Source organism: Neobacillus niacini, assembly GCF_019749295.1.
Taxonomy (GTDB): Bacteria; Bacillota; Bacilli; order Bacillales; family Cytobacillaceae; genus Neobacillus; species Neobacillus niacini_D.
In genome coordinates, this window is the sequence record NZ_JACWFG010000001.1 from 107,070 (window position 1) to 128,866 (window position 21,797).

Below are 21,797 nucleotides of genomic sequence, written 5' to 3' on the forward strand. Positions count from 1 at the left end.
AACCCGGCTTTAGTTGTGTTCCTATACTTAACCCGGCATTTAATCGGCTCAATATAGATGAATTTATCATCCTCTGAAACAACTTTCTGCTGCAGGTATAGGTTCTTTTTTTCTTCGAGTGGCATAAACCCTATGATCCCAGCTGGTCTGCCACAAGTCCTGGAATTTTTCATTGGGTTTTACTAAAGCTATATTTTATCCATAGTTAACGGTAAGGGTTACATTATTTAGTTATAGTTCATATCCATGTTTTAATCTATGCTCTTTTAAAAATACAGAAGACGGTTTGTCGCATATAGGCTTTGTAAAAGTAATGTTTGTTGAAATACCTTGACTTCCAAAATCAAAGGTAGGTGAATACAGCACCTCATAGTCATCATTTAAACTAATATAACCGTATTCAAAAAGACCATCGTGCAATTTACAAAGTAGTATGCTGTTTGACGGATTTATCCTTTCATCTGCAGATGACGCTGACCACGTTTTAATATGACTTGTAATTAGTAACTTAGGGTTGTTAATATCACACATTGCACATTTGCAATTATAGTTTTGTAGTAAGGTTTTACGCAATTTATACTGCCCTTGCCGTGCTTTTATTGTGCGTAATACATCTTTACCATCATTCTCAGTAAACTTAATATTAGCGGTGATCTCCCTTTCAACACTATTTGCTAAGTGAAATTCTTCTAATTCTTCAACGTTTACATTTAATAAACTATCTTTAATCTTTTTCAAAGTTAACGTAGGATATTTCGCTTTACTATTGCCGTCAAACCCATAAAAATGAATAACTGACCACGCTTGCCATCCATCTTCTTCATTAAGTTCGTCAATTAAACCCTCAATCTTACGATTACTAATACCTTCTTTTAAGAAGTAGAATAAAACTCGTGCTCGTACGTCAATAGGTAAACCTTTTACAAAGTTAATTCTTCGCTGGTCTAATTTAGCCATTAAAACATCCCCTATTACTTTTATTTATTTCTGCAAGCGGTACACTCACGCCAACTGTTAGGCTTACTTAATTCATCAGCTACCGCCAATAAATCGGTTAGATTTTCGGAACAATATTTAGGATACCGTGTGGTGTAAGTACCTTTACGTGTTGGTACGTTTAAATGCCAACAATCAACCGTATGTAGTACATTACCCGTTTTACCGCCCGCCCTATTAAATACATAGCCGTTTTTATAGTTACTGCACCATTCCTCATATTCACGTTCTTTATTTTCAAACTTTACAACCACAATATCACCTCATTTTTACAAATATTTATTAGTTTTCGTTCACTAGCCACGTTCTGTTTCGGTGTAGCATACGACAATTAGTACATACAAGGATCATATCCTCAACCTTAGTAGCGTCATTTTCAACCATTTTCGAAAATAGGTTTCGTATGATGACCACCTATTTCACTGTTATGGTCAAGGAAAGCTAAGAGAAACCCCATGGTGAAAGGCTGAAAAGGGAGTTAAAAAGACTTTAAAACTCTATGCTAAAAGGGAATCAAACGGATTGAGCGTAAGTGATATTGTTAAAATGTAGGCGTTCCCCGTTCTACAATTTACGTAAAAGCTAAAGAGCAAGGGTTATAATCTAGTAGGAAAAATAAGTATTAATATCATTTCTGAAGAGCTTGGATACCTTACCAAGCTCTTTAAGATTAATCTAAACTTACTAATACTTTTTACGGATCCATGCTAAGGACCATGTTATTAATCCGTTGTTCTCATGATAATTTTCAATTTCTATTTCTCTAATATTTTCTTCATTTATTTTCAACTTCGGCTTAAGATACTGCCCTCCATTAAGGTTGCCAATTAGTACGTTTTGTGGTTTTACTTCCAAAATCATTAAAGTGTCTGGTGCCAAATCCTTTATCCCTTCTATGTCCGTACTTAATAGGATTTTATTATCACTTGGTATTCCGGTTCCTCTTGAATAATAAACAGGAGGATTTTCACTTAATATTTTTACAATTTTCTTCTCTACTTCTTTATCTATCTTTTCATTCATCATTACTTTAATCATAAAGTACAATGCTCCAATTAGTACTGCTGCAACTATAGCTAGAACTATACTTAATTGTGATAATGTTTGCCCCATAAAGTGTCTTGCATATTCATCTGTCATATTTATGGATTGTTCTAATATCTCAATTTTCTTTTCAAATTCGCTTAATTTTTCATTCATATGTATTTCCTCCCTTTTTACAAAATATTGATTCTACAAGAACTTACAAAAAAATAAAAGGATGAACAATTACGATTCCATCCTTTAAATTTCTCCTTATTTTAATTCCATTTTACGAAAGACGGAATCCTAAGAAACCCGGCTTTAGTTAAGTTCCTATACTTTACCTTACATTTCTTTGGCTCGATAAAAATAAAATTTTCATCTTCAGAAATTATTTTTTTCTGTCTGTAGAGTGCCTTCAGTTCAGCTGGTGACATAAACTCTATTATCCCAGCCGGTTTGCCATCTAGAAAGCTCAGTAGCAGCCCAAATTCGCCTTTTCTAAGCCCTGTAATCATCACATCATCATATTGATAATTAATCACCTTGAGCCACGACTGACTGCGTTTTCCTACCTCATAGCGTGAGTCTTTACGCTTTAATACTATTCCTTCCAAACCTTGCTGCTGAACCAAATCAAAGTATGCAGCACCATGACCCTCTAGATATTTTACTTTTGCAAATAAGCCTGTATCCGTGGGTATTATTTCATCGAGCAGCTGCTTTCTTTCTATTAATGGCAGCCTAGTAACAGATTTACCTTTATATTTAATAATGTCAAATACAACGTAACTTAAAGTGCCATCTTCTAGAATGTTCCGTTTTGACATGAACCTGCTCATCATAGCCTCAAAGTCCGGTATTCCGGTTGGATCAGTAACAATAATCTCTCCATCTAGCAGAGTACCGTCTGGAATGTCTAGTGTTAATAGTTCCGGAAACTTACCAGTTACCTCATTGTTATGGCGTGTATAAAGCTTTATCTTATTATCAAATTTCGAAAGTATTAGTCTAATGCCATCTAGCTTTAGTTCTGTTATATATGAATCGTTATCAAAAGGCTGTTCTGACCTTTGTAACAGCATTGGTGAAACAAACACATATACCACCTCATAGTTATTGTACGATACAAATCACTAATGGTTCATTGGTAATTAGTTGTCATTTATGGAATTTCTAGCTATGTACTAGTTAGAAATAAAAAGACCATCGCTATGGTGGTCTGATTTAGTCCCAATTAGTTATATGCAATATCTCATAAAATTTTAAACAGGGATGAGTACGTAAAACAACATACATAGTAGATTTTGGACAAAATTGTCGCTGATTTCAATATAACCCTAATAAATTATAAATATAGCTTATTAGATTACTATGATAAAATTCTTGGAGTTATCTAATAAATAATTGTACAAACTCAAGGTCTGTTAATTGTCGTATTGGCACATCTACATACTTTTCCTCTTCAAACCGTTTTCTTGGATGAGGTGCATAATAAACAGGTTTCTTAACAAATCTTTGATTATCTGATTTCAGCACTTCATAACAATATAGTTTATTTGACACATTTTCAAAAGTCTTTACTAAGGTAGAATTACTTTTTTGCTGTTCAAGCATGCCTAGTTGACCCTTCATTCCCCAGCCGAGAAAAACAACATCCGCCTCTGTCATCGCTTTTGAGACAAAAGTCCAATTAATCTCCTCAAAAGTGAATTGTGTATTTTTTACATTGTTGCTCGTACCATCTATAATACTAGAAATGTTTACAACATATAATGCATGACAACCTTCATTTTTTGCAACATCAATTAATTGGTCAACCGTATCATCTGTTTTATTATGTGCTGCATTGCTAGGATTCATCATAATAGCAGTAAGGACCTTTCCTCCTTGTGCCCAGCGTTTTTCTAAGAAGTAACGGCGAGTGCCATTTGTATTGAATACTGCCGCTCCAAGAATATTAGAATATACTCCTGGTTGAAAATCCAATTGATACTTATCTGCCAACTTCTCGAACCACAAATCCATTCATACACCTCTTTTTACTAGTCTATTGGTAAAATACGGTTACAGCAGATTAAAAAATGGTTTTAATCCTATGCAATTTAATAAAATTATCATTTTATTTTCTTTTTTCTTCTTCCAAATAGGTAACCAACTATTCCTACACCAGGGATTAAAGCAAAAATTTCATTACCTTTAATATAGTTAAAATAAAATAGATCTAATTCAGTTCGAATAGGTAGTGAACCACCTTCATCATTCCAACCATTTTTATATCCTAGTATGTATTGGTTTTCATCGGCAGCTTTTGTATATTCAGATTCTGGTTCATCATCATAATTATAGCCAGTCTTTGAATCGTAAAAGCCAGTTTGATAACCTAATATAAAACTTTCATAATTATCTTGGAACATTTCTGGGATTTCAATACTTGCTAATTCATTCTCTATATTTTCCTTTTGTTTTTCCTTCAATATTTTCCTCTCCTCAAGGTTACCTTTATCATACCCATTCATATAATCTTCAGAATCTGCAATAGGATCATTAGAAGTTAAATACCCCATAGTTATGCCTAGTCTCGCATGCCTTATACCGTCTTCTACCCCTCTATCATACTGATAATCTTTAAAATCCTTGCTTGCGTCTTCAATAGCTTTATTAAAACCCTCTCTATATCCATCTGAATAGTTACTATTATAGTCGGTCCAAGTTGCATTCCACTCCTTTGCTTGGTTGTTTTTCAGGTCAGATAACGCCGTCTCATACCAAAAGCTATATGCCTCGTCATATCCTTCTTTATATGTATGGGGGTTATTTTGGTCTATCTTTTCAACAGGTGTAATGTTGGTTTTGGGATTATGAAGGTGATATTCTCCATATTTAAATCCCCACTGTTCACAATTAGTCCAACAATAATGTCCACCATTGGCGTCTGTATTACCTGGGTGTGCGTAAACCTTTATATTAAATCCCATAATAATTATTAGTAATAATAGGAATATCTTCCTCATATAACCAGCTCCTTAAATAAATATTAATACTTTGTTACTAGAATAGAAATAGTTTTTTTAGCAGCTAATTTAAATTCTAGATATGTTTATTGCTGGTAATGCAATAAGCCTTAATTTAATTACAACATAGGAAAAGCCAGTAGAGCCCATTATTCACCGAAAAAAGCCCTTTCTGGTGAAAGGGCTTTTCTACATATAATAAATATTACTTAAACTTTCAAATGTTCTGCTTTCCATTCTTTCCTCAATTCTTTTCTAGAACGCTTAACTGCCTCTTCGTCATAAATACTCTCAGCGAATCCCACTATTGCCTCATCTTCATCTTGTGCGTAACATGAGTATGCCTCAAAGTGACCTTCCTTTTCATACACATTAGTACTGATGGTTCCCCCAATTCTGTCCCTAGTTTTAACAATGTAAAAATTTTCGGTAATTTGGCGTTTTTCCATTATTTTCACTCTCCCTCTTGCCTCTAAATATAGACTTGCATACTTTTAAAATCAAAAGACAAAATGTGAATTTTTAATAGCCCAAGGTGTAGCAAAACTACTGTTTTTAATGACAAATAGATTGTTATTTGTTAAAATGCTACACCATTTAAGTACAAAAAGTGAAATTTTTTACTTATTTTTATATTATCCACCATACCTCCATCTGCCTTCCTCAATCTGGGGGAGAATACCCCTTATGTATTCCTTTAGTTCTTCTGGCAGTTCATCCTTCTCTAGCTCATCCAGTGTGAAATAAATTATTTGTGGAGCGGCTGTATCAATCACCTGGACTTGTATTTGTGATTTACCTTTTATATCAGAAATTTTTCTAGTTAGCATTATATGATAGGACATAAAATCACCTCATTAACATTATACACAAACACATGTTCTATTCGTAAAATTAAGTTAAGAAAAAAAGCCGTTCCCCTATTAGGAGAATCGACCTTTTGATAATTACTTTTGAACCTTGGAAATTAAACGCTTAATCATTTCTTGTTGTTGTTCTAGGAACCCTTGAACAGTTTCTAAATCTCTTATTATTTCACTTTGATACTCTTCTAACCGTTCAACTTGATCATTTTCTAATGGATTTTTTTCTACCTCAGTCGCTGCTCGCTGCATAATTTCTCTTTGTTGTTGTAACAACTTGTCAATAGCAGTATTAGACGATTTATGACGTTCCTCTGAGGCTTTAATTGCTTGTGCGAATAATCTCTCATTTACTGATGTTTCCTTTTGTTCTCCAACTGCTGAACATCTAACCATCACTCTTTGTTGCTCTTTTAACTGTTCAATAGGATCCAATTCTTTTCCTTCATTCTTTGAATAATTCATGTGCCTTCAACTCCTTGATATATTTCGCACAAATTACCCAACACCCCACCCCGAGTTATTAATTCTCCTCTGACGGCATAATTCCTTCTTTAGTACCCAGAAAATGAAAAAAGATCTACAAGAAAAATTATCTCATAGAGTTATTGACATTTAATACTTAATTACTAATAATAGTGATTGTAGGACTTACTACATACTAGGCTGTAGGAACTAATTCACACTTTCAGTCATACAAACCTTTGTAAATCAATGGTTATACATAAATAGCAAAAAGCAACAGTTTCCTAAACTGTAGGTCGGAGGTTCGAATCCTCTTCGGGACGTACAAAAGCCTTGATTTTTCAAGGCTTTTTATTTTTATTAAAAAAATTCAATAAAGAAAACGCCTGACGATGATTAGTCAGACGTTTCTATTATCCCTTAATTTGAAAATTCCCCTTCAGCTTTCTTCTTTGCTGAACCTTGAAATACATCTGCCCAGATAACCGGAATCGTAATGCTGATATTGCTCAATCCTAACCCTCCTAAGCTGTCGCTAATTCCTCCTTGAAGATTGCACGAAAAAGGCAGCCCCTAAGAGCCCAAAGGGCGGGATAGCTGCCTACTATTAATAGCTATGTTTATATCTTTGATTTTAGATAATCGTATGCACCTTGGAGATACATATCGAGATTATTCCTTTAAGATCCCTACATACTCAAACCAGTCAAAATAAGCTGTATTATTGCTGCTGGCTCCATTTGAGCTTGCATATAATCCTAATTCAGTCCCAACAAAACCACCGGCAACATCAGTGCTTAAGATTCTTCCATCTACATTTTCTAGGAGAGATTTATAATCTGACTGACTTTCACCATACCAAAAGCTATAATCCTGACCCTGTGCTTCAATCTTTAAAAATAGTGTAGACGCACGAATTGGCAGTTCCTTCAGAATCTCTTCCTCTCCTCCAGCACATTTGATTACTCTAATTACTGATTCTTCACCATTTTTTGTATAAACAAAGTTAAAGTTAAATTCATTACTTTGTAATAACACGATACCTGCTGCTTCGTTATCATTCTTTGGGGTGAATTCCATTGCTGTAGAAGCTGAAAAATTTATATGCTGTTGTCTTCTACCAACAAAGCTTGGATTAGCTAGATCGGTAATCCTTTCAGGTCTAAGTTTTAAACTTAAATAACCTGGTCGCTCAGCTAAGCTAAAGAATTCTTCTCTTGGTGTACGTAAAAAGTTCCATTTAAAATCAAGTCTTTCTTCATCAAAATTATCACAGGATGAAGGTTTAAGAATCTTACTTTCTGGTAGATTAGGCATTGGATAGGTCATTTCTAGTTTTCCTGTCCCAGGACTCATGATTGGCCAACCGTCTTCCCATTTTACTGGAAGCAAGAAGGTTTCTCTCCCTAGGTTCCTGAAATAACCACCATAAATACGTGAGGCAAGCCCTACAGCCCACCATTCACCATTTTGGGTTTCTACTAAATCGCAGTGTCCAACGTTAACTACTGGATAATCTCTTCCTAAATGTCGGTGAGTCAAAATCGGGTTGCCCGGATTGCCTACGTATGGTCCTGTAATAGCTTCGCTACGAGCTATAGAAACAGCATGGTGATGACCTGTTCCTGCCTCCGATATCATGAGGTAATAATAGTCATCAACCTTGTAAATATGTGGACCTTCTGGCCAAATTACATCCCTTAAGGCACCTCTCCATAATCCGATAGAGTCTCCCACCAATGTCATGGATTCCAAGTCTAACTCTTGCAGCCATACTTCCCAGTTGCCACTGTATTTTTCCCCTTCTGGTGCGGGACGTGTACCGTGATAATAGACTTTTCCGTCATCATCAAAAAATAAAGAAGGGTCAATACCTGGAGCATCCAAATAATATGGATCAGACCAAGGCCCAGCAGGGTCTGTTGCAGTAACCAAAAAGTTTCCGCCTTCACCTACATTCGTCGTTATCATATAAAAAACACCATTGTTATATCGAATGGTAGGTGCAAAAATTCCTCTGGATTGCCCTTGACCATCTAATGGAAGCTGTGAAGGTCTATCTAAAACATGTCCTATCTGTTCCCAATTAACAAGATCTTTGCTATGGAAAATGGGTACTCCTGGATAATAGGCAAAGGAAGAAGTAACTAGATAAAAATCCTCGTTCACTCTGCATATGGACGGATCAGGATAAAAACCTGGAAGAATTGGATTTTGAAACGTCATAATTTTAGACTCCTTTAATTATTTAAAATAGATTTCTGGTAATTGTAATTTATTTCTTTAATAAGTTCCTGTAACATCTAGAGCTAAATCCCTGGCATTCTTTTTAATTGTAGAATTAGCTATTCTCTCCTGCAGTTTCTCATAGAATAAATCTACATCAAGTGGAATATCTACCCAGCTATCTGTCCAAGCTGATAGATGCATCGCATTGGAAAGGGTTAACCCATGGATACCTTCAATCCCTGGAGCAATTAACTCCGTTCCATTTAGGATAGCACTAGTCCAGTTCCTCAAAATTCCTATGTGTTGAGGATTTTCACCTTCGGTTGGAATTTCACATTTCCAGCACTCAGGGCTGCCAAATCCACCTTTAAAATCTCTATTAAATTCCCTTTCAGAAACACGTAATCTATAAAAGGTTAGTTTACCATGTTCAATGACAATCTTTCCTCTATCCCCTGTTACTTCTAATCTATTGGTTCCTGGTGCCTCCCCAGTGGAAGTTATTAACACACCCGTTGCACCGTTTTCATACTCAACATAAGTGGTAACATCATCTTCTACTTCAATGTCATGATATTTCCCAAAAGACATAAATGATCTAACTCGCTTTGGCATTCCACACATCCACTGCCATAAATCTAGTTGATGTGGATCTTGATTCAACAGTACACCGCCGCCTTCTCCAGACCATGTAGCTCTCCATCCTCCTGAATCATAATAGCTTTGTGGCCTGTACCAATCCGTTATGATCCAAACAGATCTTTTTAGGTCACCTAGTTCTCCTGACTCCATAATATCTTTCAGTTTTTTATATAAAGGATTTGTTCTCTGGTTATACATTATGGCAAAGACCTTATTACTTTTTATGGCCACTTCATTCATTTCTCTTACAGCTTTTGTATACACTCCAGCAGGTTTTTCAATTAGCGTATGGTAGCCAGCGTTCAATGATTGTATGGCTAAAGTAGGATGATCATAATGCGGTGTTACGATAAAAACGGCATCGAAAGCTTTTGATTGGAAAAAGCTTTCCGTATCATTAAAGCGCTTTACTTTTTCACCAAAGCTTTGTTTAGCCCATTCTAATCTTTCCATTTTACTATCACATACTGCAGTGAGTTCAGCATTCGGAACCTTCCCTGCTATCAAACTTTGTGCATGACCTGACCCCATATTTCCGATCCCTATAATACCAACACGGACTTTGTCCATAGCTACTCCCCCCTAATGATTAATTGATATCTTTTAATATATTTTTCAATGCCTGAACAGCAACGGCGAAGCTTTTAGCGCCACCCTCTGGTAAATCATAACTAGGAGAACCTGGCTCAAGTAAGGAAAAGTCTGAATATCCCCATAAGTGTGGTTCAAGAGATAAAAAACCTTCATATCCCTGGCTATGTAATTCTTTTAGAATTTCCACCACATTTCCATCACCTAATCCTGCAGGTACTACATGGTGATCACTGTATACCGCGTCTTTAACATGAATATACACAATATGGTCTTTAAGCAATTCAAAGCCATCTGGATAATTTCTTGCATTACATTGGACAAAATTTGCAAAATCGAAAATCCCTTTAAAATAGTCACAATTCAATGTCTCCAGTAAATCTAGACATCTTTCTGGAGTATCTCCATATATTCCTGATTCGTTTTCATGCAGGAGAACCACTCCACTTCCTTTAGCTTCGTTAATAAAATTCCTCCAGCGATTGATTACTTCGCCCCTATAGTTCGATGGATCCTCTCCTTTGGGCATAAAAAAGCTAAACATCCGTATATACTTACATTCCATAATTTTAGCAATCTCTAACGTATGCTTAAATAGCTCTAAATGCGGCTCAAAATCATCAGTGATTTTAATCTTTCCAAGCGGCGAACCAATTGCTGATAATTTAAAGCCTCTAGCGTCAAGCTGACTCTTAATCTCTTTCACTTCATCTAAAGAATAATCAACAAGTAGTTTACCATTAACTCCTCTCATCTCAATAAACTTAATACCATGCTGATCTAAAACATCCATCTGTGTTTTTAAATCTGAATCGATTTCATCTGCAAAGGCAGATAACAAAAATATACTCACAAATACCACCCTCTTTTTTTTTGCCTTTTTCCCTCTAAGTATCTAGTATTTTATAATAAGCTTGATTGATAATCTTTGAATTTATTGCTTATTATATAGCAAATATTGCTATTTTCTAGTTTTATTAGAATAGGTAGAATTACAAATACACTCCATTCAAATGGTTTAAGAGATGGATGTCATGGACAAACCGATTCTACAATACAGTAGTAATAATTTTTTTATGAATCATGTAGTAACTGAATCCCCAGATGATGTTGCAACTCACATACATGACTGCTATGAATTGTTTTACTTAATTTCTGGAGATCTCACCTACTATATTGAAGTTCAGGCATACAAACTTTGTCCAAACGATTTGATACTAACTAATTCCAGAGAACTACATAGAATTGTGTTTAACTCTAAAGCGCGCTATGAAAGGAAGTATATACACTTTAAACCTGAGTATATCTCCTCTTATCAAAGTGATGAATATAGCATGCTTTCTTTTATTGAAAATAGAAAGTTGGGTATTTTAATAGAATACCAGCAGATAATGTCCTCAAAGATGGGATTAATGAACTTTGGGATAAAATTGAAAAGACTTCCCTGGAATACTCCCTGGAAAGCCCAATTTTGATTAAAACCTACTTTATACAAATGCTTATTACCATAAATAAAGTACTTTCAAAATATAATAATCCTGTTATAAACAGCCCTAAATATGATTAAAAGATAGTCTCCATTTTAGATTTCATAAATAAAAACTTATATAAAAGAATTACATTAGATTTGCTGCAAACTGAATTTTACGTGAACAAATATTACTTATGTCATATTTTCAAGAGAAATACAGGCTTTACTGTTTTTGAGTACATCACCTATAAAAGAATTATGAGAGCCATAGAACTCCTCATGTCCGGAGATACAGCACTAGATATAGCACATGCAGTGGGTTTTGGAGATTATTCCAACTTCTTTAAGGCATTTAAAAATATTACTGGGTTATCTCCAAAACAGTATTATAGGAAGTAATTGTAAGAATACCACTTTTATTTATCTTTATGACCTGGTCGATATAAAGCTGCTGATTCCCGCCTCTAGGATTCAGAGGGTCCCCACTTATCGGTTGAGGAATCAGGTTAGGGCCTGAACTGATAAATAGGCGGAGAAATTCCGCCTATTGGCTCGAAAAAATTCAAAAATGGTAATTTCAATTCATATAGCGATATTCTCTTAGACTATTCAAAATAGAGATTTCCTGTAATAATTGCTCTCCAACATTCGTTTCTCTAACCTTTTTTCTCTTTAACTCTTCATCTACCACTCTTTTAATGGATAAAACGTCTGTCCCGTTAAGTAAAACATCTTCTTTTGAATTAAAATGCTTATGGGCGACCAGTTGCATACCGAAGGAATTATATAATAACGTATATCCAGCGATTCCAGTTGTTGATTGATAAGCTTTAGAGAAACCTCCATCGATCACAATCATCTTACCATTCGCTTTAATTGGATCTTCTCCCTCTATTTCTTTCACTGGTGTATGCCCATTGATAATATGACCCTGGTCAGGATTTAGATCAAATTCTGTTAGGATTTTGCGGCAGATTTCTTCATTTTCACGTAAATAGTAGTATGGGTTCTTTCTTTCTTTGTGAGTTGTCTTGTCTTTAATAAAGTACCTCTCAAAAGTGGTCATTTCTCTTTTTCCGAACAGTGATGAATATTCTCCTGTCCATAAATACCAAACCATATCCATCGCAAGATCATCTGTCACATCAGGGTGTGCAAATGCATGCCGTAAATACCGTTCAAAAACATCAAATAATTCACGACCCGAATAGGTTTTATTTTCGATAACCATTTTTTCCATATTCCCTTTTTCATCTAAAGGAATACAACCATGTATTAATAAATTCCCGTTATATTTTAAATAAAGACTCCCTTTCTTCACAAGAAAATTCATATGTCTGGCCAGCTTTTCTGAATGCTGGACAGAAAATAATAATTTTTCCATAACCTGCTTTTCTTCTTCTAATAATTGATCAGGCTGCTCAGGATTTACTGTTGCAAAGCAAGTATTTTCTAGAGGGTAGGTTTTCCCATGAATCGTTATTTCGTTCTTGTCATAATCAATTTTCTCAAGCAAAAGCCTGTCTGACATATTAAAATATGGGCGTCTCTTAATAATAGGCATTTCGAGTTTGAACTGAATCATCGCAATAGCTTGATGAATTTTTGTTATCTGTAATTTTTCTTGATCAGATTGGTTCTTATCTGAATGTACCTTAGGCCTGAAAGCAGAATTGTCCTCATAGTATTTCTCGGCAAGATTTAAGAGAGGTCTTAGATTGATTCCATATACATCTTCAATAATATCCAGGTTGTCATATCTTGCGCAGATACGAATGATATTAGCGAGACAAACCATTGAACCAGCAAAAGCACCTATCCATAGTACATCATGGTTTCCCCACTGAATATCAACGGAATGGTAATTAATGAGAGTATCCATGATTTTATCAGGTTCGGGTCCACGGTCATAAATATCCCCCACTACATGTAGATGGTCGACAACCAATCTTTGGGTGGTATACGCTAGCCCTGTTATGAGTTTATCAGCCTGACCTAGGGAGATAATCTGCTCGACAATTTCTTTATAATACTGCTCCTTATTTTCAGATTGATTGGTTTTGTATAACAGCTCTTCAATAACAAACACAAACTGACTCGGTAATGCTTTTCGTAATTTCGAACGTGTATATTTTGAGGAAGCATGAGCAATAAGTCTTATCATCCGCTCGATGATTACGATATACCATTGGTGTAATTCTTGTTCATTGCCAAAATGACTTTTCATTAATTTTAATTTTTCTTCAGGGTAATAAACCAATGTAGCAAAATCATTTATTTCTTTTTCAAATAAAACATCTTGAAACAAGTCTCTGATTCTCTTTTTTACATTCCCTGAACCATTTCGTAACACATGTTGAAAAGCTTGATACTCCCCATGTAAATCACTGACAAAGTGTTCTGTCCCCTTTGGTAAATTAAGAATGGCTTCCAGTTTAATAATTTCAGTTACCACTTTTTCTTCACAATCATACTTTTGAACAAGTAAATCTAGATATTTTGAATTCAAAACATGTGTCCCCTTTCAAAATTCACCATTTATTTTCTATCTAATAGATTGAGATTAATTATTTATATTATCAGATCAAATAATAGTTATTTTACTATTTAGAATTCTCCTGTCAACCAATCTTAATAGAAGATTACATTCTATATTTAACGTATTGATGAATTTGTTAAAAAAAGCCGCACACATTAATTTGATGTGATACGGCAATGACATCTATCGTTTCCTTGTTTTTTGTTAAACTGCTGTTTTATGTTCTGTTTTATTATGATTCTCTTTATATTTTATTAGATTCTCATACCCAATTTTGTTATTTCCCCATGATTTTTCATATTCCCAGCCTGTTAATTGTTCAAAAACTTCGCGAGCTTCTGGTGAAACATCTTTTTTAGAGCCCCCATTTTTTAACCGTTCAATCTCATCTAACAAAATAACATGATTTTCTTTTGTTAATTTGTAACGATAAGAGATAATCAAACCTCCCACTAAAAAGATGAGTGTACCAAACAACAGGATAGAAATGATCATGTTTACAGCTGATTCTGGTTGAGATCCTTGTCCTGATACAAAGCCAGCTTCTTGTAAGGCCACACTTACTAAAAAGACAGCCAAAGCTTGTGTTCCTTTCCTGATTAAACTCATGACACCAGCAAAGACCCCTTCACGTCTTTGACCCGTTAACGCTTCATCTACATCTGGAATAAAGGCGTAGTTGTTCCAAGGAATGTAGTTCAACCCACCACGGCCTAAACCACAAATTCCAATCATAACAAACAATAATGCAGTGCTATTTAGTGTTCCAGTATATTTCAATACGATAAATCCAGCTATTCCTGCAATAAAGAATAATATTGCCGCTCTAAAAGCCGGAGCTGGATTCAATTTAATGGTTAATGTAAGTGCAATCCATACACCAAATATCTGCATGGCATACATAAACGTTAATAAGTTAGAAGCATCAATGGCACTTTGCATGAGAGCAAAGACAACAAAATATGTAAATACCGCATTGAATACGTCTTGACTTAAATATCCTCCTAAATACATACCTAGATGGTGACGGAATGTTTTTACACGTAAGGTCGAGAACAAGTCCGCATAAATCTTATGAACATTTTGCAGGAAAGTTCTTTTATCTATTACTTTTTCTTCCTTTATTTCATCAATTGGCCGTTCCCATGTATTTTTGTAAAGCAATGTTAAGACAATTAAAAAGATTACTGTGAAAATCATACCTGAATATAAGAATGTAAGAGGATCATCTTTACCTAATGATTCTACGAGTCTACCAGGAATAAATGCTGCGAATACAGCTGAAGCTTGGGCAACAAACATTCTTGCACCCGTAAACTTTGAACGAACTTTATAGTCATTACTCATTTCCGCTGCAAGGGTATCATAAGGAATTAATACCATTGAATAAACAATTTCAAACAAAATATAGGTTAATAAATAATACCAATAATTAAATCCATCAATCCAAATTAATGTATACACGAGTACTAGTGGAATGGCAGCTAAAATAAAGAATTTACGTCTGCCATAACGGCGGCCAAGTTTTGTTTTATGAAAATTATCTGTTATATACCCCATTGTTGGTGCTGCAATTGCGTCTACAATCCGAGCGATCGCGAATATAGAACCAGCTTGAACGGCTGTTAGATTACAAAAGGTTGTTAAGAAAAATAGTAACCATGCTGCTGTTAGTGCAAAGGCTCCTGCCCCTAAAAAGTCACCTAGACCATAAGACAAATAATTTATAAACTTCGGTTGTCTCTTCATAATTTCTTCTCCTTTTATTTGAAAAGATCGTAACTAGCTGATGATTCTGTGTGGTAACCTATTTTTTCAACTAAATATAAGTATTAAGAAATTCTGCTAATGCTAATATCGCAAGAGATTGACCATAAGGCATGGTGGTGATTCTGATTTCTTTGTAAAAATCAAGTGTATCCCCCATCCCTGTTCCGACTGATACTTTTTGCAGTGCTCCTTCTTCATTCACTTCTTTGATAAGTCCGTGAATGGCATTGTAGGCTACTTCTTTATATTCTTGGCTAACATATCCCTTATGGACAGATTTTAGCATTCCATATGCAAATCCTGCTGTAGCAGATGCTTCTAAATAAGAGGTTTGGTCATCTATTAATGTATGCCATAATCCGCTTACATTTTGGTATTTAGCAAGTGCTTCGATTTGCCTGTTCAATGTATCTAATAGGAAATCGTAAAGAAAATCTCCTTTTTTCAATTCCAATATTTCAATAATCTCGGGAATCGCAATGGTAATCCAGCAATTTCCTCTTGCCCAAAGTGCTTCGGCATAATTATGATTTTCTTCGAATGTCCAGCCGTGGAACCATAAACCAGTTTTTCTATCTGTTAAATATTTGATATGGATTAGAAACTGCTTTTTCGCCTCTTCCAAGTATTCCGGTTTGTTTAGCAGTTTTCCAATTTTGGCTAATGGCAGCACAGTCATCATTAACGTGTCATCCCACAGCTGATTTTTGTTTTCTGGTCCATAGGTCATATGCTGAAGACCATCCTCACAAGTACGAGGCATATCATTCATAACCCATTCAGCCCATTCCTCTAAATGTGGCAGATAAGTCTGGTTCTTGGTATCCTCATATAAAAATGCCAATGTCAAAAATGGTGCCATTGTATTAACGTTTTTCGGGGGAACACCTTCTTCGAATCTAGCATTAAACCATTCATTGATAATATCTAAAGCTTTTTGATCATTGGTCAATTTCCAATATTTATAGATTCCATAGAGCCCTACACCTTGAGGCCAGTTCCAAACATGCCAGCTTTTATCGTCAACAATTAAGCCGTCAAAATTAAGTAAAAATTCACCTGTTTGATCTTTGATTTGTGTTAGATTATTCATTAATAAATTTATGTAATGGATAATCTCTTTCTTTTCGATGATATTAGTCTGTATCACAGTAATCCCTCCAAATGAATGATCTTTGTTTTTAAATTTGAAAACGCTTTTAATGTTATACAACGATTGTAAGGAAAGCGCTTAATCAGAACAATTAAAAAAACAGAGGTCTAGTGTTAAAAAACATACTTATTTAAAAGAAGGAAAAATCATTAACTAATTTCAGACTAAAATAAAAAACCAGCACATTGGCTGGTTACTTATTGATTCCTAGAATATTTTCTGCTTGTTCTCTAAAAGACCTTGCTCCATTTTCGGGTGTCATTTTCTTAAATAAGATCTGTTCAGATATATCTTGCAATACTTTCATCACTTCTGCACTTCCTAGTGGACCAGGAGGATCTGATGCGCTTACATTTTGAGAGGCTTTTTCAACATAATCAAAGATTTTGGTTTCTACTTCAGCCAATTCCGGCTTGATTCCTTTGACAACCTTCGAAGATACCGGTACACCACGCTCACCTTTGATCAACTTATTGGCTTCTACGTTGTTTACAAAGAAATCGATGAACTTGGCAGCTTCTTCTTTTTGCTTTGAACTTTTAGGAATTGAAAAGAACATACTTGGTCTTAAGAATAATGCTGTCTCTTCAGCCTGCTCTGGTGGCAGATTGAGTGATAAAGGGCTTTGAGCTGATTGAGCAAAACCTGAAAATTGATTGGACCAGTTCCAGGTCATCGCTGATTCTCCTGTTACAATAAATTCATCTTCAAGTCCTTTTATATGTGCTTCGACATCTGGAGTTGGGAAAGCATTTGCATCCACTAATCGAAGTTGCCTTTCAAAGTATTGAGTGAATAATTTATCATCCGAATAGCCGAGACCAGTACCATCTTCACTATAAAACCTCTTACCTTCTGTCCTTAAATAGTAAGGAAAAAATACATGTGCAGGATTCATTCCATTTGTACCGTACTTCCCTGTACGATTTTGGACATCGAGTGCTATTTTCTCAAAGTCGTTCCATGTCCAGTTCTCATCGTCCATTTTAATCCCTGTTTCTTCTAACATATCATCATTTGCTATGACAGTAAGAACGTTGGAACCAAGAGTGAAGCCGTATAATTTATCAGCGATCATTCCGCCAGAAATAGCATTTTCATCAATCGAGCTAGTTTCAATCGTTCCATCTTTTATATATGGTGTTAAATCCTCCAGCTGGTCTTTTATACCATATTGAAACAGGTAGGCTGTATCCATTTGAATGACGTCTGGCAGCTGACTGGCTGCAGCCATTGGAGCAAGCTTCTTCCAATAATCATCCCAGTTGGCGTATTCCGCTACAATTTTCACATTTGGGTTTTTCTTCTCATACATTTCAATTACTTTTATCGTAGAATCATGTCTTGGTTGTCCTCCCCACCAAGCTACACGCAGGGTCACTTTATTACTTCCAATTTCACCGTTACTTCCAGAATCCTCTTCACTGCTTGAACTGCATGCGGTAATGGAAAGGAGCAATAGTAAACATAATAATGCCAGGCTAAACTTTCTCATAATGTATCCCCCTTTGGTGAAAGAGCTTATCTCATTCATACCTCCGCTCTTTGCCAGCCAAACGACCTTTAATTCAGGTAACTCTTCGATATTCAGATGGTGTGTAGCCAGTGTATTTTTTAAAAACCTGACTAAAATATTGCGGATTATCGCCAAAGCCTATCATTTCCGCCAGCGTTACTACCTTTACATCGTCCATTTCTACTATAAGGTCCACTGCCTTTTCAATCCTTAGTTTAGTGAGATAGACTGAAAATCTTTGCCCCGTTTCTTGCCTAAACAATTTACCCAGATAATCCGGATTCATATAAAGAATCTTATTCGCCACCATTTTAAGGGAAAGATTAGGATTACCCAGATTCTCTTTTACAAAATCTATTACTTTACTAACTACCGAAGTCTGTTTTGACTTAAACTTATTATAGTAGTCAATCGTTATTTTTTTAGCGGTTGTTTCGATATATTCTTGGATTTGCTGAACCGTTTCCATGCCCAGCAATGCTGATGTCCCCATAAGGTAGGTTTGCATACACTCTGTATCAACAGTCTGGACAATGTTCATGTAGAGCTGGATACAATAAGATTTTGTCATATCTATACCCATCCGCAGATCTGCCATTTTTTCAAATATACTGGTAATTTCGTCACAAACATCCTTGATATGCCCTGACTTGATTTTTAATACAATCTGCTGTTCATCAATGTTAAAATCATTTGATGAATCTGAATTAGCAGGTAATATATCTTTTTTGCTAATAATGCTTCCTTCCCCCAAATAAAAACGGTGCTCCAAACACTCAATTGCTTCACGGTAAAGGCTTTTGACGTTTTGGAAATAGTCTGCTTGACTTATGGCTACTGTGGTATCCCTTCGGAAGTACTTGTGAAGGAGTTCTCTTGTCTGTTCAATTTGATGGTACAGTTTTTCTGAGTCATAATCATCTTCGATTAAAAATAGTTCATATTCCCCAATAGTGGTATTTAACAAGGGAGACTCAAATATTTCTGCCCCGATATTTTTAATGGCAAACAAATGCTCGTAAGAAAATTCACCTTCTAGCTTGAAAAGGATTAGCCTCACCTGATTATCATTCATCTCCATATCAAAAAGCTGGCGATAGAAAAATAAATCCTTATTTGAATGGCTTTTACTTAACAGGAATTCTGTTAAGTACTGTGCTTTCATATAGGGCTGAGCTTTTTCATATTTCTCCCGAAGTTGACGGATAAAGGTATCCTGGTCCTTTTTATCCTTTAATTCATTTATTACATCATGAAGCGCGGCTGTAATTTTCTCCACACTACATGGTTTTAACAAATAATTTTTCACACCAAATTGCATGGCGGTCCTTGCGTATTCAAATTCGCCGAAGCCGGACAAAAGGATAAATTTCACAGAAGGAAATTCGTCGTTAACCCTTGAAACAAGACTAAGACCATCCATGCCAGGCATTCTAATATCACTGATAACAATGTCTGGCTTTTGTGTCACAATTTTTTCATAGGCCTCAATTCCATTTCTTGCCGTCGACACAAGCTCTAAGTCCAATGCTGCCCAATCAATTACACTGGAAATACCTTCTACTATAATCTTTTCGTCATCTGCTATTAACACTTTGTATGCCATATAATCACCTCGATTGAAAAGGTAAAACCACCGTAATCGCGGTCCCTTTTCCCAAAAGATTTTCAATTCTTAAACCATACTCTTCTCCTGTGAAAAGCTTAATCCTATTATCAATATTATTGAGACCTATACCGGATCCTTTTGGTTTCACTTTTCCCTCTTTTACTTTTTCGAGAATAAGGGGGTCTATGCCCGGTCCATTATCTTCAACCCGAATAAAAAGCTTGTCCTCCTCCTGATAGGCTTCCAATTTAATAACAGACGTATAGACAGAAGTTTCAACTGCATGCTTGAATGAATTCTCAAGAAGCGGCTGCAGGATTAATTTTGGGATCCTGCATTTCATGAAATGGTAAGGGACATCCAATTGGAATTCCAGCCGATCGTCAAACCTGTATTTTTGAATCGTTAAATAGCTATTGACAATTTCAAGTTCTTCCTCGACCGTAATGATATCTTCTTTAAAATTTATCGAATTTCTCATCAAATTTCCGAGGGCTTCAACCATACTTGAAATTTGCTTCTGTTTGTTGATTATTGCCAGCCAATTGATAGACTCCAGCGTATTGTACAAAAAATGGGGATTTATCTGCGACTGCAACGCTTTAAATTCAGTTTCCTTAATTAAAAGCTGCTTAGAATAATTCTCTTGGATTAACTCATCAATTCTTTGAATCATGGTTTTAAAATTCCTATAAAGAATTCCTACTTCATCTTCATAAATCTTAGAAGGATTTAACGAATGTACGATATTAAAGTTCCCATTTTGAACTTTTTGCATGGTACCAGCCAATTCTAGAATTGGATTTGTAATACGTCTCAAAAAATTGAAACCAAGTGAAATCAGAATAATGAACATCAACATAAAAACCAACACCAAAGAGTATTTCACAACGGTTATCTTTGAGAACATCTTGTTAAATGGAATAATGCTCCAGTATGTCCACCCCTCAAAATCAGTTGTGAAATGGTTGACAAAGGATCTTTCCCCATTGATTTTTTCAATCCCGTATCCTTGCTCATTTTTAGCAACAAAATGATAGTTATTTAATTCATCCATTCCTTTTTCAGAATAAAAGACGTGATCCCCATCTGAAATAACAATATTTCCTGCTAAATCTCCAGTCGGTTTAGGTAAATCGCTGACAATAGTATCTAAATTAACTCGAACAAGAAGTTTACCAATTTTTTCAAAGTTTAGGTTCTCATAGGAACGGATCAGGCGAACTGAAGTTAAATATCCATTATACCCATCTATCTCCAACCAATGGTTTTCTCCCTCATACTTATCTGCCTGGTTAAGAGCAAGATCCTTATCTTTCTCTTTTAGTGGATTGCTACTGGAACCAGCTAAAAATTCTCTTCCTGCAGAATCATACAGAAAAATGGATTGAATATATTTCTCAGAACCAACATATTTTACTAATTTATCTTCAATTTCCTGTTCAAGGCGATAAATATCATATTTCTCTACATTTCCTTGAAGCTCTATTAAGATTCTTTGAATATACGGATCAACTGCAATTTCATAGCTTACTTCTTCCACTCGTTCAAGTTTCTCTTCAATGCTGTTCGATGACATCATCAACACTTGTGAGGATTTTGCATAAATTTGCTCATCATAAAGGGAAAAAGCATATCGAATCCCTCCCAGTACAAACACTAGCGTGGTCACCATAATCAATGAAATGGTTAAAAAAAGCTTTACGTTCAGCTTGGAATTATTATAGATATTCGTGAAGTAGAACCATAACTGTTTCATGTAAATTAAAAAAGCTCCCTTAGCTGAAAAATATATAAAAGTACAATGCAAAATAAATTAGAATAATATTTTTTCGAATAACAATTATAATAGTAAGATAATTTCTTTTTCGGATAAAACGGTTACAAAAAACCATTTCTTCACTTCTTAATTATAG

At 35.2% G+C, this 21,797-nt stretch carries 20 protein-coding genes; 2 read left to right on the forward strand and 18 right to left on the reverse strand.

What is annotated here, in order from left to right:
• Positions 1 to 231: 231 nt before the first annotated feature.
• The 12 genes from H0184_RS00540 to H0184_RS00595 form a co-directional block, all read right to left on the reverse strand.
• Positions 232 to 957 carry an HNH endonuclease gene (locus H0184_RS00540; RefSeq protein ID WP_221819793.1) on the reverse strand — a complete coding sequence of 242 codons (726 nt, stop codon included), beginning with the start codon at positions 955 to 957 and terminating at the stop codon, positions 232 to 234.
• A gap of 20 nt (positions 958 to 977) precedes the next feature.
• Positions 978 to 1,250, reverse strand: coding sequence for a hypothetical protein (locus H0184_RS00545; RefSeq protein WP_221819795.1), 273 nt, complete (start codon positions 1,248 to 1,250; stop codon positions 978 to 980).
• 430 nt (positions 1,251 to 1,680) lie between these two features.
• Entirely contained in the window at positions 1,681 to 2,196 is a 516-nt protein-coding gene (locus H0184_RS00550; protein WP_221819796.1) for a hypothetical protein, read from the reverse strand.
• Between the two features lie 101 nt (positions 2,197 to 2,297).
• On the reverse strand, positions 2,298 to 3,119 hold the full coding sequence (locus H0184_RS00555; protein ID WP_221819797.1) for an ATP-dependent DNA ligase: 822 nt from the start codon (positions 3,117 to 3,119) through the stop codon (positions 2,298 to 2,300).
• A gap of 292 nt (positions 3,120 to 3,411) precedes the next feature.
• Positions 3,412 to 4,047 (reverse strand): DUF1643 domain-containing protein, encoded by a 636-nt coding sequence (locus H0184_RS00560; RefSeq protein WP_221819798.1) that lies wholly within the window; start codon positions 4,045 to 4,047, stop codon positions 3,412 to 3,414.
• A gap of 89 nt (positions 4,048 to 4,136) precedes the next feature.
• Positions 4,137 to 5,033: a YHYH domain-containing protein gene (locus H0184_RS00565; protein ID WP_221819800.1), complete on the reverse strand. Its 897-nt coding sequence runs from the start codon at positions 5,031 to 5,033 to the stop codon at positions 4,137 to 4,139.
• A gap of 209 nt (positions 5,034 to 5,242) precedes the next feature.
• Positions 5,243 to 5,482 carry a hypothetical protein gene (locus H0184_RS00570; RefSeq protein WP_221819802.1) on the reverse strand — a complete coding sequence of 80 codons (240 nt, stop codon included), beginning with the start codon at positions 5,480 to 5,482 and terminating at the stop codon, positions 5,243 to 5,245.
• Between the two features lie 186 nt (positions 5,483 to 5,668).
• The gene (locus H0184_RS00575; protein ID WP_221819804.1) at positions 5,669 to 5,878 is read right to left on the reverse strand and encodes an SMI1/KNR4 family protein; all 210 of its coding nucleotides are present in this window, start codon (positions 5,876 to 5,878) and stop codon (positions 5,669 to 5,671) included.
• Between the two features lie 102 nt (positions 5,879 to 5,980).
• Complete coding sequence (locus tag H0184_RS00580; RefSeq protein WP_221819805.1) at positions 5,981 to 6,361, reverse strand: hypothetical protein; 381 nt, start codon at positions 6,359 to 6,361, stop codon at positions 5,981 to 5,983.
• A gap of 672 nt (positions 6,362 to 7,033) precedes the next feature.
• Positions 7,034 to 8,587 carry a glycoside hydrolase family 43 protein gene (locus tag H0184_RS00585; RefSeq protein WP_260631359.1) on the reverse strand — a complete coding sequence of 518 codons (1,554 nt, stop codon included), beginning with the start codon at positions 8,585 to 8,587 and terminating at the stop codon, positions 7,034 to 7,036.
• Between the two features lie 57 nt (positions 8,588 to 8,644).
• A complete protein-coding gene (locus H0184_RS00590; RefSeq protein WP_221819807.1) occupies positions 8,645 to 9,802 on the reverse strand; it encodes a Gfo/Idh/MocA family protein in 1,158 nt (385 codons plus the stop codon).
• A 19-nt stretch (positions 9,803 to 9,821) separates the two neighbouring features.
• The gene (locus tag H0184_RS00595; protein ID WP_221819809.1) at positions 9,822 to 10,676 is read right to left on the reverse strand and encodes a sugar phosphate isomerase/epimerase family protein; all 855 of its coding nucleotides are present in this window, start codon (positions 10,674 to 10,676) and stop codon (positions 9,822 to 9,824) included.
• Between the two features lie 181 nt (positions 10,677 to 10,857).
• Between H0184_RS00595 and H0184_RS27485 the strand changes: the two genes are divergently transcribed.
• Both H0184_RS27485 and H0184_RS27490 read left to right on the forward strand, forming a co-directional pair.
• Entirely contained in the window at positions 10,858 to 11,298 is a 441-nt protein-coding gene (locus H0184_RS27485; RefSeq protein ID WP_260631360.1) for an AraC family ligand binding domain-containing protein, read from the forward strand.
• 173 nt (positions 11,299 to 11,471) lie between these two features.
• Positions 11,472 to 11,693: a helix-turn-helix domain-containing protein gene (locus tag H0184_RS27490; protein ID WP_313771707.1), complete on the forward strand. Its 222-nt coding sequence runs from the start codon at positions 11,472 to 11,474 to the stop codon at positions 11,691 to 11,693.
• A 178-nt stretch (positions 11,694 to 11,871) separates the two neighbouring features.
• Here the strand turns inward: H0184_RS27490 and fbp are convergent, their stop codons facing one another.
• The 6 genes from fbp to H0184_RS00630 form a co-directional block, all read right to left on the reverse strand.
• On the reverse strand, positions 11,872 to 13,803 hold the full coding sequence (fbp, locus tag H0184_RS00605; protein ID WP_221819811.1) for a fructose-1,6-bisphosphatase: 1,932 nt from the start codon (positions 13,801 to 13,803) through the stop codon (positions 11,872 to 11,874).
• Positions 13,804 to 14,037: 234 nt separating this feature from the next.
• Entirely contained in the window at positions 14,038 to 15,582 is a 1,545-nt protein-coding gene (locus H0184_RS00610; protein WP_221819813.1) for an MFS transporter, read from the reverse strand.
• 70 nt (positions 15,583 to 15,652) lie between these two features.
• Positions 15,653 to 16,696, reverse strand: a complete 1,044-nt coding sequence (bglB, locus tag H0184_RS00615; protein ID WP_221821207.1) for a beta-galactosidase BglB — start codon at positions 16,694 to 16,696, stop codon at positions 15,653 to 15,655.
• 253 nt (positions 16,697 to 16,949) lie between these two features.
• Positions 16,950 to 18,251 (reverse strand): ABC transporter substrate-binding protein, encoded by a 1,302-nt coding sequence (locus tag H0184_RS00620; protein ID WP_221819814.1) that lies wholly within the window; start codon positions 18,249 to 18,251, stop codon positions 16,950 to 16,952.
• A gap of 73 nt (positions 18,252 to 18,324) precedes the next feature.
• A complete protein-coding gene (locus tag H0184_RS27925; protein ID WP_221819815.1) occupies positions 18,325 to 19,878 on the reverse strand; it encodes a response regulator transcription factor in 1,554 nt (517 codons plus the stop codon).
• Between the two features lie 4 nt (positions 19,879 to 19,882).
• Positions 19,883 to 21,640, reverse strand: a complete 1,758-nt coding sequence (locus H0184_RS00630) for a cache domain-containing sensor histidine kinase (protein ID WP_221819816.1) — start codon at positions 21,638 to 21,640, stop codon at positions 19,883 to 19,885.
• Positions 21,641 to 21,797: the final 157 nt, after the last annotated feature.

Bases quoted from the DNA above. Each gene is read 5' to 3' on its own strand.
- bglB (WP_221821207.1), bottom strand. From the start codon at position 16,696: ATGAATAATCTAACACAAATCAAAGATCAAACAGGTGAATTTTTACTT.
- H0184_RS00560 (WP_221819798.1), bottom strand. From the start codon at position 4,047: ATGGATTTGTGGTTCGAGAAGTTGGCAGATAAGTATCAATTGGATTTT.
- H0184_RS00570 (WP_221819802.1), bottom strand. From the start codon at position 5,482: ATGGAAAAACGCCAAATTACCGAAAATTTTTACATTGTTAAAACTAGG.
- H0184_RS00540 (WP_221819793.1), bottom strand. From the start codon at position 957: ATGGCTAAATTAGACCAGCGAAGAATTAACTTTGTAAAAGGTTTACCT.
- H0184_RS00575 (WP_221819804.1), bottom strand. From the start codon at position 5,878: ATGTCCTATCATATAATGCTAACTAGAAAAATTTCTGATATAAAAGGT.
- H0184_RS00565 (WP_221819800.1), bottom strand. From the start codon at position 5,033: ATGAGGAAGATATTCCTATTATTACTAATAATTATTATGGGATTTAAT.
- H0184_RS00630 (WP_221819816.1), bottom strand. From the start codon at position 21,640: ATGAAACAGTTATGGTTCTACTTCACGAATATCTATAATAATTCCAAG.
- H0184_RS00590 (WP_221819807.1), bottom strand. From the start codon at position 9,802: ATGGACAAAGTCCGTGTTGGTATTATAGGGATCGGAAATATGGGGTCA.
- H0184_RS27485 (WP_260631360.1), top strand. From the start codon at position 10,858: ATGGACAAACCGATTCTACAATACAGTAGTAATAATTTTTTTATGAAT.
- H0184_RS00580 (WP_221819805.1), bottom strand. From the start codon at position 6,361: ATGAATTATTCAAAGAATGAAGGAAAAGAATTGGATCCTATTGAACAG.
- H0184_RS00550 (WP_221819796.1), bottom strand. From the start codon at position 2,196: ATGAATGAAAAATTAAGCGAATTTGAAAAGAAAATTGAGATATTAGAA.
- H0184_RS00585 (WP_260631359.1), bottom strand. From the start codon at position 8,587: ATGACGTTTCAAAATCCAATTCTTCCAGGTTTTTATCCTGATCCGTCC.
- H0184_RS00610 (WP_221819813.1), bottom strand. From the start codon at position 15,582: ATGAAGAGACAACCGAAGTTTATAAATTATTTGTCTTATGGTCTAGGT.
- H0184_RS00620 (WP_221819814.1), bottom strand. From the start codon at position 18,251: ATGAGAAAGTTTAGCCTGGCATTATTATGTTTACTATTGCTCCTTTCC.
- H0184_RS27925 (WP_221819815.1), bottom strand. From the start codon at position 19,878: ATGGCATACAAAGTGTTAATAGCAGATGACGAAAAGATTATAGTAGAA.